Origin of the sequence: Burkholderia sp. 22PA0106 (genome assembly GCF_047497155.1) — a bacterium.
Taxonomy (GTDB): domain Bacteria; phylum Pseudomonadota; class Gammaproteobacteria; order Burkholderiales; family Burkholderiaceae; genus Burkholderia.
This window is the reverse complement of record NZ_CP163162.1, coordinates 2,585,403-2,597,645: the sequence shown is the minus strand read 5'-3', so window position 1 is coordinate 2,597,645 and position 12,243 is coordinate 2,585,403. Positions and strand designations below refer to the sequence as shown.

The window sequence follows — 12,243 nt, the reverse complement described above, 5'->3', positions numbered from 1 at the left end:
CTTGCGGATTGTCCATGAGCCTCAACGTCCTAGTCATCGAACCGAACGAAACCGTGCGCGACGCGATGCGCACGCATTTCAGCAAGCACCGGATGGAGATGTCCGTCTGGTATTCGGCCGCCACGCTGGTGGAGCGCGTCGAACGCGAGCGCCCGTCGGCGATCGTGATGCGCGCCGGCCCCGGCTATTCGGATAGCTACGCATCGCTGCGTCAGTTGCGTGCGGCCGGCTATGAAATGCCGGTGGTGCTGATCGGCGAGGAGCCCGACGTCAGCGACAAGGTGCTCGCGCTCGAATTCGGCGCCGACGATTTCCTGTCCGAGCCGCTGAACCTGCTCGAACTGTCCACCCGCATCCGCACCATCGTGCATCGCCCGGTCGGGGCGGCCGCGAACGTGATCCAGGTGCCGCGCCCGCGTGTGATCGGCCATATCGAGATCGATTTCGCCGCGCGGCGCGCCAGCAAGCGCGGCCGCGATCTCGGGCTGCGGCCCAGCGAGTTCGCGCTGCTCAAGGCGTTCGTCAACCATCCGCTGCAGGTGCTGTCGCGCGCCACGCTGCTGCAACTGCTGCAGGTCGGCGACGAATCGCGCTCGGAGCGTGGCCTCGACGTGCTGGTGTTCCGGTTGCGCGCGCTGATCGAGGACAACCGCGACCAGCCGCGCCATATCCAGACCATGCGTGGGCGCGGCTATATCTTCGTGCCGCCGCCCGAGGAACACGGCGCGATGGCTGGCGCCGTGGCCGCCTGAACGTTCGCCGTTTCCGCTTCGACCCCATCGACAACCCGCGCATCGCCGTCGTTTTTCGTCCTCATCCGAGGATTTTTCAAAGTTTTTTCGACGCCGCGCGGCGTGCCGCATCGCCTTCCTTCGTCATTCCTCAGACGTGCCCGGTTTCAAGCCGGGCGTGCGTTGCCGGCCCGGCGGGCCGCGCCGCGCGCCCCCGGCGTTTGGAAGCGCGCCACTAGCGCGGGGCTTGCGCGGCCGCGACACCTTCCCGTATCGTTACATCGTTCAATGTAATCATTCGGGGTGCGACGCATTCTGCGCCGCACGATCCGTCAAGGAGCATCAGCGATGTCCCATCCGTCCGCAGCCGCCGTCGCGGCCGACATCATGCCCGTGCGCCGGGATCTGCACTTCACGCTGCCGGTCGAGCGCGCCAAGGATTGGCACGGCCAGGGGCCGGCCGTCACGCATTTCTTCAACGCGCTGTCGCTGCTGTTTCCGGCCGGCGAGCGGTTCTTCATGGATTCGGTGCGCAACTATCGCGACCGCATCGACGATCCGGTGCTCAAGCAGCAGGTGATCGGCTTCATCGGCCAGGAAGCGATGCACACGCGCGAGCACATCGAGTACAACGAGGCGCTGCAGGCCAACCGGCTGCCGGCCCGCAAGCTCGACCAGCGCATCTGGAAGGTGCTCGGCTGGATGAAGCGCGTCATGCCGCATTCGATGCAGCTCGCGCACACGGTGGCTGCCGAGCACTACACGGCGATGCTGGCCGGCTTGCTGCTCGACGATGCGTCACGCATGGATGGCGCCGAGGCCGGCTACAAGCAGATGTGGATCTGGCATGCGCTGGAGGAAACCGAGCACAAGGCGGTGTCGTTCGACGTGTGGAACGCCGTCATGGAGCCGGGCGCGAAGCGCTACCTGATGCGCGTCGGCACGTACCTGATGACCACGCTGACGTTCTGGCCCACCGTGTTCCTGCTCCATACGCGGCTGATCCGCTCGGATCGCACCTCCGGCCAGCGCGTGCGCGGCATGTTGCGCGTGATCCAGTTCCTGTACGGCCCGCGTCACGGCGTGTTTCCGCGCATCGCGCGCGAATGGCTGAGTTTTTTCCGGCCGGGCTTCCATCCGTGGGATCACGACAATCGCCGCCATCTGGCGCGGGTGGCGCAGATCGTCGCCGAGAATGATGCACGACAGGCCGTACGCGGCGAGCCGCAGGTGTCGGCGGTGCGGCGGCGCTTGGGCGCGGTGGCGTGAAAGGCGGCCTGAAAAGCAGGCCGAACCGCGCGTAATCGGCGGGGGCGGAAAAGCAGCGGTGGCGACGTGCAAGCGCCGCCACCGTTTTTTATTGCCGCCGCGATTCGTCCGACATTTCGCCGCACCGCCCTGATCGGATCGGCGCACGCCGCGCGCGGTGACGGCCGTCATCGATGCGCTGCGACAATCGCCCGCGATGCCCCGCCAGCCCGCGTCCGGCGACGGTGCCGGCGGCCTGGACAGACGCCGTTCGGTATCGGATCCTTGCATTCATCCCGAAATAGACTAATCTTGTTAGTCAATTCACTTTGAGACTAACGGCCATGTCTCTACCCGCTTCGACCCCGCTTCCGGCCTCGCCGGCCATTCCCGAAGCCACCACCGCGCAGATGTCCGCCGCCGGCCTGCGCGCGTTCTTCAACATCGCGAACGACTGGGATCTGTCGACCGACGAGCAGATCGTGTTGCTCGGTTCGCCGGGCCGCTCGACGTTCTTCAAATGGAAGGCCTCGCCGCAAACGGCGCGGCTCGCGCGCGACACGCTCGAACGCCTGTCGCTGATGCTCGGCATCTACAAGGCCTTGCAGATCCTGCTGCCGCCCGAGGCGGCCGACGGCTGGGTCAAGCGCAAGAACGACGCCGCGCCGTTCAACGGCCGCCGCGCGCTCGACCGGATGCTGGCCGGCAACGTCAGCGACCTGGTGGCGGTGCGCCAGTATCTCGACGCCGTGCGGGGGGGCTGGGCGTGACATCAGCCGAACGATCGACCCGCTGGCCCGTTTCCACGCTCGATTGGGCGCCTGCCTACCGCATCATTCCCACCCGTTTCCCCGCCATCAACCTGTTCGACCGCGTGGCCTCGCCCGAGGATTTCGACGCGCTCTACGCGCTCGAGGCGATGACCAACGACCGCGTGCGCGCCGAGGTCGGCCAGCTCGATCTGGTGCCGTTCCCGGAGCGCCGTTTCGGCCCCGGCTACGGGCCGATCATGGCCGCGTTCACGCACCTGAACCCGCAGGGCAGCCGCTTCTCGGACGGCAGCTACGGCGTGTTCTACTGCGCGCGCTCGCGGCAGACGGCGATCGCCGAAACGCGCCATCACACCAGCCTGTTTCTCGCCGCCACCCGGGAAAAGCCGCTGCGCCAGCAGATGCGGCTTTACACGGTGGCCGCGCACGGCGAAGTGGCCGACATCCGCGCCTGGGATGCGCGCGATCCGGCCCTGCTCGACCGCACCGATTACTCGGCGGGCCGCGTGTTCGGCCGCATGGTGCGCGGCGCCGGTTTCGCGGGCCTGGCCTATCCGTCGGTGCGCGATCGCGGCGGCGAATGCCTGGCCGCGTTCCGCACCACGATGCTGCGCGATTGTCATCACGCGGCGTATCTCGAATACAACTGGAACGGCTCGGCGGTCGACGTCGTGTTCGAACTGAACCAGGTCGGTTGAGCTTGCCATCCGATCCTGCTTGATCCCTTTGCCCGGCGCAGTCGCGCCGTCCGTTTTCCTCTGAAGAGGTGTCGATGAAGAACGTTCCGATGCTGGTGCGCAACCGGCCCCGCATGTGGGTGGCGCTGCTGCTCGGCGTGCTGGGCGCGGCGTGCCTGCCGATGGTGCATGGCCGCTTCCCGCGCGTGCTGGTGGGCTGGGACATCACCGTCTGGCTGTATCTGGCGATGATGTGGTGGCAGATGACGCGTGCGCATCACGACAAGGTGCAGGAGATCGCGAGGCGCGAGGACGAGAGCGCCACGACGGTGCTGACCATCATCTGCGTCGCGACGGTGGCGAGCGTGGCCGCCATTGCGGTGGAGCTGGCCAGCGCCAAGAGCGTGGGCCTGCGCGCCGGCATCGAGCACTACGCGGTGACGGGCGCGACGCTGTTCGGCGCGTGGTTCCTGATCCCGACCATCTTCACGCTGCATTACGCGCGGCTCTACTACCAGTCGCCCGAGAAGGCGCGCGCGTTGCAGTTTCCCGATCGCGACGTCGAGCCCGATTACTGGGATTTCCTGTATTTCTCGTTCACGATCGCGGTGGCCTCGCAAACCTCCGACGTGATGCTGAACAACCGATCGATCCGCCGCGCGGGGCTTGCGCAATCGATCCTGTCGTTCTACTTCAACATGGCGGTGCTCGGGCTGTCGATCAACGTCGCGGCGGGGCTGCTCGGCAGTTAGCGGCCCGTTTGTGGTCCGTATTGCGCGGCATGGTGCGGAGGGCGGCGTCAGCTCACCATGCCGTACGGGCCGCCGCGTTCGAGCGCGCGCTGGTAGGCCGGCCGCGCGTGGATCCGCTCCAGAAACGCGCGGATCGCCGGCAGTTGCGCCACCGTGTCGGCGCGCGAGGCGGCGGCTTCGAGCGGGAAGCTCATCTGCACGTCGGCGGCGCTGAACGCATCGCCGACAAACCAGCCGGTCGCGCCGAGTTCAGCTTCGATATAACCGAGATGCAGCTTCAGTTGCGGATCGACGAAGCTCGATTGCAGCGTGGCCGCGATCTTGCGCGCGATCGGCTTGGCGAAGAACGGCATCGGCGCCTGCGCGATCCGCTGCGCGACCAGCTTCAGCAGCAGCGGCGGCATCGCCGAGCCTTCCGCGTAATGCAGCCAGTACCGGTAGCGCAGCCGCTCCGGCGTGCCGGGTGCGGGCGCAAAGCGGCCCTCGCCGTAGCGATCGATCAGGTATTCGATGATGGCGCCCGATTCGGCCAGCGTCAGGCCGTCGTCGGTGATCACGGGCGATTTGCCGAGCGGGTGCACGGCGCGCAGTTCGGGCGGCGCGAGCATGGTGCGCGGGTCGCGCTGGTAGCGCTTCAGTTCGTAGGGCACGCCGAGTTCTTCGAGCAGCCAGAGCACGCGCTGCGAGCGCGAGTTGTTCAGATGATGGACGGTCAGCATGGGCCTGGGGAGTGGAGGCCGCCTTCCGCGCGGCGCGCGCCGCTCGCGGCGGCACCGGACGAGCGGACCGGAGCGCGGCGGCCGGGTTATTCTCGCGGGGGCGCCCGTCCATTGCGCCGATCCGACCGAGAAATCAAGAAACCATGCCGATGCCGCTTCCGATGACCCGGGTGATTCTATACACGCACGACGTGCGTCAGTTGAAGGTTTTCTACCAAACGCATTTTGGCTTGCCGCTGCGCGAGGAGATCGACGGCGAGTGGGTGGTGCTCGATGCGGGCGGCGTGGAGATGGCGCTGCATCGCGTCGGCGAGGCATATCGCGTCGATGGGGAAGGGGGCGCGGCGATGCGTACTCACGCGTCGAACGCGAAGTTCGTGTTTCGCGTGACGCACGATATCGAGGCCTTGCACGACGCGCTCGTGCGCGCCGGTGTGCCGATGCGCGGCGTCAAGCGCTATGCGGGCTTTCCGTATCGCCTCTGCGATGGCGTCGATCCCGAAGGCAACGTGTTCCAGTTGATGCAGGCCGACGCCGCCGAAACGGCGGCCGATTGAGGCTGGCGGTGGCGCCAATCCTTTGGCTCTCCTATCGAATCGCGGTAGCTAAATTCGTGCCTCGACCCGCTCTGCCGGGGTCGATTCGCATTAAAAAATTACGGACTCCGATGCTCGCTTCATCGGACGATTCAGCGCATACTGAGCCACTCCACCGCCCCGGCACGTAGTTTGCAGGTGCCGGATGCCTTCCGCACTCGCGAGGAGCGCATCACATGTCCGATTGTCCGCACGACCCTCACGCGCACCGCTATACGCACTGCCTGGCGTTCGGCGCGCAGCCCTGCAGCGAGAGCGCCGCCACGCTCCGCACCCACTTCCGCCTCTGGGCCCCCGTCAGCGCCGAAGTGCGCCTCGAATTCGGCATCGACGGCTCGGCCGAGCCCGCCATCGACATGGAACATGCCGGCCAGGGCTGGTTCGAGGCCTTCGCGCAATGCGGCCCCGGCACGCGCTATCGCTATCGGCTCGACGACACGCTGCTGATTCCCGATCCGGCCTCGCGCTCGCAACCCGACGGCATCGGCGGCGCGAGCGAGGTGATCGATCCGCGCGAATTCGTGTGGCGCAATACGTTCTGGCGCGGGCGACCGTGGGAGGAGATGGCGTTCTACGCGATCCAGCCCGGCGCGGTGGGCGGCTACGAAGCGGTGCGGCAACGCTTGCCGCAACTCGCACGGCTCGGCGTGACCGCGCTCGAATTGCTGGCCTCGCCCGATGCGCTGCACGACGCGTTGCCGTTCGCGCCGGTGGCCGCCTACGGCGGCCCGAATGCGTTGAAGGCGCTGATCGACGATGCGCATGGCCTCGGCCTCGCGGTGCTGCTCGATCTCGACTACGCGCGCTTCGGCAATGGCCACGATGGCCTGCAGCGCTACGCCGCGCCGTTCTACCAGTTGCGCGACGATCCGCAGCACGCGCCGCTCGCGCTCGAACACCCCGAGGTGTGCGATTTCTTCTGCGACAACGCGCTCTACTGGATCGAGGAATATCGCTGCGACGGCGTGCGCCTGCGCGACGCGGACCGCATCGACAATGCCGGCCTGCGCGAGATCGCCGATCGCGCACGCGCGGCCGTATCGAACGACCGGCTCGTGCATTTCGTGCTCGGCAGCCAGCGTCATCCGTCGCATCTGGGCGATACGCATTTCGATGCGCAATGGAACGAATCGGGCGAACGCGCGCTGCATCGTCTGACGGGGCGCGCCGCGCATCCGTATCGCGAGGCGATCTCGACGCGCCAGACCATCCACACGCTGGCGCGTGCGCTGACGGCCGGCGGCTCGGCCTATCAACGCGGCGACGAGCGCGGTGCGGCCGATGGCGCGTTGGCGATGACGTCGCTGGTGCTGTCCGACGGCGCGAGCCGCCCGTCGCCGGCCACGCGCCAGGCCGGGCTGGCCGCGTTGGCGCTGTCGCTGCTCACGCCGCAAATTCCGTTGATCTTCGCCGAGGCTGCGCCCGACGAGGCCAGCGAGCGTTTCATCCGCTCCGCGCTGGCCGTGCGCGCCAAGCTGATCGCGCCGCGGCTGGCCGACTCGCGGCCGCAATCGGCCGATCTGCTGCAATTGGGCGATGGCAGCGAGGCCGATGCGTTGCTGGCCGTCTGGTCGCTCGGCGACGGCGAGGTATTGAGCCTCGCGCTGAATCTGTCGCCCGAGCCGCTGCCGTTCGAGCATGTGCTTGGCGGCACCGTGGTGTTCGAAACACCGCCTCGCGCGCGCGACACCGTGCTGCTCGGGCAGTTGCCGCCGTACTCGCTGATGGCCTGGCTGACGGGCGACGTCAACGGCTATGCGCTGACGCACGACACGCGCGCCTATCCGGTCGACGAGCAGGCCTGCGAGGCCTGAGCGTCACGAGCCGGCGCTTGCTCGATGCAGGCGCCGGCTCGTTCAATCCCCTCCGAAACCCCGAATGCCCGCCACGCCGTGCGCGCCATGCGTGCGCGCTTGCGGCAGGTCGGCGCGCGTCATGCCGCCGAGCGCATAGACGGCCATCGCATCACCGTGAGGAAGGGCCGCCACGCACGCGGCGAAATGCGTCCAGCCCATCGCGGGCGCGCCCGGGTGCGTGAGCGTCGGCTTGACCGGCGACAGCGTGACGAGGTCTGCGCCGATCCGCTGCGCATGCAGCAGCGAGGCGCGGTCGTGGCACGCGGCGGACAACAGCGCCGTGGCTGGCACTGGCCGCGCTTGCGTGGCCAGCAGCGCGGCCTGGCTCAGATGCACGCCGTCGGCGCCGAGCGCGAGTGCGTCGTTCGGCGCGAGCGGCCCGTTGCAGATCACGCGCGCGTTCGCGCGATGGGCATGCTCGATCACGCGCGCCGCCAGCAATGCAAAGGATTCCGTATCGATCGACTTCACGCGCAGTTGCACGAGCGCGATGCCGCTGGCCAACGCCGCGTCGAGCCGCGCGACGAACGCATCGAGATCGACCGTCGAGGCCGATGCCGGCTCGGGCGTGATCAGGTAGACGGGCGGCAGCGCGGCGTCAGAACTTGACATGCTGGCTCAGGAAATCGAGGAAGCCCTGCACGCGCCCGGTCAGCGCCGCGTGGCGATAGTAGACGGCGCTGATCGGCTGGCGGTAGCCGGTCATGTGTTCGGTCAGCACCGGCACCAGCCGGCCGGTCGCGATGTCGTCGGCGCTCATGAAATCCGACAGGCACGCGATGCCGAGCCCCGCGAGCGCGAGGTGCCGGATCGTCTCGCCGCTCGATGCGGTGTGCGCGGGCTGGATCGTCACGCCGTCGTGGTTGTCCGCGCCATTGCTGTTGCCATTGCGGGCGCCGCGCCGCAGCGGCCAGCGGTTCAGCGTTTCGATGTCGCTGAAGCCGAGCGTACGGTGCCGCGCGAGATCGGCCACGCTGCGCGGCGTGCCGTGTTCGGCCAGATAGGCCGGGCTCGCGAGAATATGCAGCGGCGCCGAGCCGAGCGGGCGCGCATGCAGCGTCGAATCGGGCAGCGTGCCGATCCGGATCGCGATGTCGATCCGTTGTTCGATCAGGTCGACGAAACGTTCGTTGTTGGTCAGTTCGAGCTGGATATCGGGGTAGCGCGCGGTGAAGGCCGGCAGGTGCGGCACCATCGCATGCAGCACGAACGGCGTGGCCGCATCCACGCGCAGGCGGCCGGCCGGTTTGACACGCCCCAGCGAGACGGCGGTTTCCGCTTCCTCCACCGATTGCAGGATGTCGCGCGCGCGGGCCAGCAGCAGTTCGCCCTCGTCGGTCAGTTGCGAGCTGCGCGTGGTCCGGCGCAGCAGCGTCACGCCGAGCTTGCGTTCGAGCCGGTTCAGCGCGCGGCTCACGCCCGATACCGTCTGCCCCAGTTGCTCGGCCGCGGCCGTGATCGAGCCGCTGTCGATGATCGCGACGAAGGTCTGCAATTCTTCGGTCGAGGTTTTCATTGTTGACCCGGATTCAAGAATGACTTGAGGCTAACACGGTTTTTGCGGGCTTCGATTGCGCCCACACTCGCTGTCATTCCACGAATCGTTTGAAAGGAGTACGACATGAAGGTGTTCATCACGGGTGCGGGCGGTTTCATCGGCGGGTCGATCGCGGCAGGCCTCGCCGCCGACGGGCATCGGGTGGTCGGGCTGGTGCGGCGCGAGGCGCAGGCCGAGGAATTGCGCGCGATCGGCGTCGAGCCGCGCATCGGTTCGCTCGACGATCGCGCGCTGCTGATTCGCGAGGCGCAGGCGGCCGACGCCGTGATCAACGCGGCCGACAGCGACCATCGCGGCGCGGTCGAGGCGCTGATCGACGGCCTGCGCGATTCGGGCAAGGTGCTGCTGCATACGAGCGGATCGAGCATCGTCGGCGACGCGTCGGGCGGCGAGGGCAGCGATCGCATCTACGAGGAAGACAAGCTCCCCGAGCCGACCGCCGACAAGGCGGCGCGCGTGGCGATCGACACGCTGGTGCTGGGCGCGGCGCAGCACGGTATTCGCGCTGCCGTGCTCTGCAACACGCTGATCTACGGCCACGGGCTGGGCCTGCCGCGCGAGAGCGTGCAGTTGCCGCGCCTGATTCGCCAGGCGCAAAAGAGCGGCGTGGTGCGCCACGTCGGCCCCGGCCGCAACATCTGGTCGAACGTGCATATCGACGACGTGGTCGCGCTCTACAAGCTCGCGCTCGAACGCACGCCGGCCGAAGGCACGTTCTACTTCGTCGAGAGTGGCGAAGCGGCGTTCCGCGAGATGTCGGCCGCGATCGCGAAGGCGATGGGCCTGGGCGCGGCGCAGGATTGGCCGCTCGAGGATGCCGAGGCGGAGTGGGGCTACGAGATGGCGAACTACGGGCTCGGCTCGAACAGCCGCGTGCGCGGCGAGCGTGCCCGGCGCCTGCTCGGCTGGCAGCCGAAGCATCGCTCGGTGATCGAATGGATTGCCAACGACATGCAGCCCGAGCGCGCCTGATAATAACGGCGCCCCGGCGCCGGCGGCGCAGGGCAGCCCGTGCGCGACACCGCAAGGTGCGCGCGCGGGCTTTTTTTGCTGCGGATCGTGACGCGGACGCCGGGGCGTGGTGCTTACTCGTCCGCTTCCTTGATGTCCTTCGGATACACGCGCACCAGCACGATGCGCGGGCCGTTCATCTTCTTGACCACCACGTCGAAGTTGTCGAACGAGACGCGCTGGCCTTCGCTCGGCAGATCGCTGAGCGCCTGGATCACGAGGCCGCCGACCGATTCGGCGCGGCCTTCGTCGATATCGATGCCGAGCGCCTGTTCGAGCGACACCACGGGCAGGCTGCCCTTGCCCATCAGCGTGCCGTCGTCGAGGCGCGCCCAATCGGCGTCGCCCTGGCGGAATTCGTCGTGGATCTGGCCCACCAGCGCGCCGAGCAGATTGTCGAGCGTCAGGAAGCCGATCGGCTTCTCATGCTTGTTGCCGACCAGCGCGAAGTGCGGTGCGCCCTTGCGAAAGCGCCGGAACAGTTCGAGCGCGGGCGTATCGGGGCGCACGTACTGCACCGGGCGCACGTAGTCGGACAGATCCTCCAGCGCCGCGCCGGCGTGACGCGCGAGCAGCAGGTCCTTCAGGTGGATCAGCCCGATCACCTGCTCGCGCGCGGCGTCGCTGAACAGCGGGTAGCGGCTGAAGCGGTGGCGCGCCACCACGCCCATGTTGTCGAGCAGCGGCAGGTCGCGGCGCAGGCCGATCATTTCGTTGGCCGGGCGCATCAGGTCCGACACCGTCATCGACGAGAAATCGAGCGAGTGCGCGAGCGTGTTCCACTCGTCGTTGCTGTAGGTGGCGACGGGCGCCTTGCTCGCGCCGACGGCATTGCGGCGGCTGCGCAGGATCAGCTTCAGTTCGTCGGTCGAGTAGTGCGAATCGCCGCCGTGCTCGGCCGTCAGGCCGACGATGCGCAGCACCGCGTTGGCGCTGTTGTTGAGCACCCAGATCGCCGGATACATCGCCCAGTAGAACGCGTAGAGCGGCAGCGCGAGCCACAGGCCGACCTGCTCGGGCTGGCGGATCGCCATCGATTTCGGCGCGAGTTCGCCGACCACGATGTGCAGGAACGAGATCACCGTGAACGCGAACACCAGCGAGATCGCATGCACCAGTTGCGGGGAATCGACGCCGAGTGCGCCGAGCAGCGGCGCGAGCAGTTCGGCGAAGGCCGGCTCGCCGATCCAGCCGAGGCCGAGCGAGGCGAGCGTGATGCCGAGCTGGCAGGCGGAAAGATACGCGTCGAGGCGGGCGTGGACGACACGCAGGATGCGGCCGCGAAGGCCGTGCTGGCGGGCCAGCGTCTTGACGCGCGTGGCGCGCAGTTTGACGAGACCGAATTCGGCGGCGACGAAAAAGCCATTGAGCGCCACCAGCAACAACGCGCCGATCAGCGCGATGATCTGTATCAACGAAACAACTCCGGAAGTGAAGGAAACGCCAGTATAGGGGCGGAAAGCCGGACGTAAAGTTGGCGTTCCGGAAAAAATCTCATGTGGTGGCCTTGCGCGGCAGCGTCAGCGCGCAGCGTGCCGGCGCGCCGGTTTCGAGCACGGGCGGCGTGAAGCTGCCACCGTGCGCGAGGGCGACGCGGTGGCACAGCGCGATCGCCCACGGCGGGCGGCGGCCGTCGCGTTCGAGCAGCGCCTCGCGGCGCGCGCCGGCGTCGAGCGCGTGCGGCAGCGCCGGGTCGACGATGGCGGCCGGATCGGCCGTGAACGCCGCCTCGAACGTGACGCTGTCGGCCGAGGCCAGCGCGTCGCAGCGCAGCGTGACGGTTGCGCCGGGCGCGCTGGCCTCGATGGCGAACACCGTCAGCGCCCACAGCGCCTGCGAGAGCCGTTCGGCATCGGCGAACAGCGAGGTGTCGCGCGCCGAGCCGGCTTCGAGCACGAGCATCGTGCCGCGCGCGTCGCCGAGCGCGGCGCGGGCGAGCGCGGCGCAATCGTCGAGGAACGGTGCGAGCGCGAAGCCGGCGGGCACCACCACCAGCGCGCGCGTATCGGCGCGCGGCGCGTCGAGCGCCGTTTCGATCAGCCTGGTCTGTTGTTCGATGCCGGTGCGGATGCCGCCCAGCGCGCGCTGCAGCGAGACGTCGCCGGGCGGCAACTGGCGTTCGAGCACGTAGGCCCAGCTGTGCATCGCATTGAGCGGGCTGCGCAGATCGTGCGATGCGACGGACAGCGCCTGATCGCGCGCGAACAGCGCGGCTTCGGCCGCATAACGGGCGGCGCGCTCGCGCAGCAGGGCGGCGGAAAGGTCGGCGGCGGAAAGGCTCACGAGGCGTGTGCGGAAAGGAAGGGAACCGACATTATAGGGATC

Annotated in this window: 13 protein-coding genes; 8 read left to right on the top strand and 5 right to left on the bottom strand. The window is 68.2% G+C overall.

Annotation, left to right across the window (positions count from 1 at the left end):
• Positions 1-14 precede the first annotated feature (14 nt).
• The 5 genes from AB4850_RS11155 (at position 15) to AB4850_RS11135 (ending at position 4,178) form a co-directional block, all read left to right on the top strand.
• Positions 15-752 carry a winged helix-turn-helix domain-containing protein gene (locus AB4850_RS11155; RefSeq protein ID WP_414439868.1) on the top strand — a complete coding sequence of 246 codons (738 nt, stop codon included), beginning with the start codon at positions 15-17 and terminating at the stop codon, positions 750-752.
• A 327-nt stretch (positions 753-1,079) separates the two neighbouring features.
• The gene (locus AB4850_RS11150) at positions 1,080-2,000 is read left to right on the top strand and encodes a metal-dependent hydrolase (protein WP_414439867.1); all 921 of its coding nucleotides are present in this window, start codon (positions 1,080-1,082) and stop codon (positions 1,998-2,000) included.
• A 323-nt stretch (positions 2,001-2,323) separates the two neighbouring features.
• Positions 2,324-2,749 (top strand): MbcA/ParS/Xre antitoxin family protein, encoded by a 426-nt coding sequence (locus AB4850_RS11145; protein ID WP_414439866.1) that lies wholly within the window; start codon positions 2,324-2,326, stop codon positions 2,747-2,749.
• Entirely contained in the window at positions 2,740-3,447 is a 708-nt protein-coding gene (locus tag AB4850_RS11140) for an RES family NAD+ phosphorylase (RefSeq protein WP_414442008.1), read from the top strand. Before AB4850_RS11145 ends, AB4850_RS11140 begins: the two co-directional genes overlap by 10 nt.
• A 74-nt stretch (positions 3,448-3,521) precedes the next feature.
• Positions 3,522-4,178, top strand: a complete 657-nt coding sequence (locus AB4850_RS11135; RefSeq protein ID WP_414439865.1) for a DUF1345 domain-containing protein — start codon at positions 3,522-3,524, stop codon at positions 4,176-4,178.
• 47 nt (positions 4,179-4,225) lie between these two features.
• Here the strand turns inward: AB4850_RS11135 and AB4850_RS11130 are convergent, their stop codons facing one another.
• A complete protein-coding gene (locus tag AB4850_RS11130) occupies positions 4,226-4,897 on the bottom strand; it encodes a glutathione S-transferase family protein (protein WP_414439864.1) in 672 nt (223 codons plus the stop codon).
• Between the two features lie 149 nt (positions 4,898-5,046).
• Between AB4850_RS11130 and AB4850_RS11125 the strand changes: the two genes are divergently transcribed.
• The gene (locus AB4850_RS11125; protein WP_414439863.1) at positions 5,047-5,454 is read left to right on the top strand and encodes a VOC family protein; all 408 of its coding nucleotides are present in this window, start codon (positions 5,047-5,049) and stop codon (positions 5,452-5,454) included.
• 215 nt (positions 5,455-5,669) lie between these two features.
• Positions 5,670-7,307: a DUF3459 domain-containing protein gene (locus AB4850_RS11120; protein ID WP_414439862.1), complete on the top strand. Its 1,638-nt coding sequence runs from the start codon at positions 5,670-5,672 to the stop codon at positions 7,305-7,307.
• Between the two features lie 42 nt (positions 7,308-7,349).
• Here AB4850_RS11120 and AB4850_RS11115 read toward each other — a convergent pair whose 3' ends face one another.
• Both AB4850_RS11115 and AB4850_RS11110 read right to left on the bottom strand, forming a co-directional pair.
• Positions 7,350-7,961 (bottom strand): thiamine phosphate synthase, encoded by a 612-nt coding sequence (locus tag AB4850_RS11115; RefSeq protein WP_414439861.1) that lies wholly within the window; start codon positions 7,959-7,961, stop codon positions 7,350-7,352.
• Complete coding sequence (locus tag AB4850_RS11110; protein WP_414439860.1) at positions 7,948-8,865, bottom strand: LysR substrate-binding domain-containing protein; 918 nt, start codon at positions 8,863-8,865, stop codon at positions 7,948-7,950. The genes AB4850_RS11115 and AB4850_RS11110 overlap by 14 nt, the downstream gene beginning before the upstream one ends.
• A gap of 105 nt (positions 8,866-8,970) precedes the next feature.
• Here AB4850_RS11110 and AB4850_RS11105 point away from each other — a divergent pair, with 105 nt between their 5' ends.
• A complete protein-coding gene (locus AB4850_RS11105) occupies positions 8,971-9,879 on the top strand; it encodes an NAD-dependent epimerase/dehydratase family protein (protein WP_414439859.1) in 909 nt (302 codons plus the stop codon).
• 113 nt (positions 9,880-9,992) lie between these two features.
• Here AB4850_RS11105 and AB4850_RS11100 read toward each other — a convergent pair whose 3' ends face one another.
• Together AB4850_RS11100 and AB4850_RS11095 are read right to left on the bottom strand one after the other, a co-directional pair.
• Positions 9,993-11,333, bottom strand: a complete 1,341-nt coding sequence (locus tag AB4850_RS11100) for a hemolysin family protein (RefSeq protein ID WP_414439858.1) — start codon at positions 11,331-11,333, stop codon at positions 9,993-9,995.
• A 79-nt stretch (positions 11,334-11,412) separates the two neighbouring features.
• Positions 11,413-12,201, bottom strand: a complete 789-nt coding sequence (locus AB4850_RS11095) for a sensor histidine kinase (protein ID WP_414439857.1) — start codon at positions 12,199-12,201, stop codon at positions 11,413-11,415.
• Positions 12,202-12,243 lie beyond the last annotated feature (42 nt).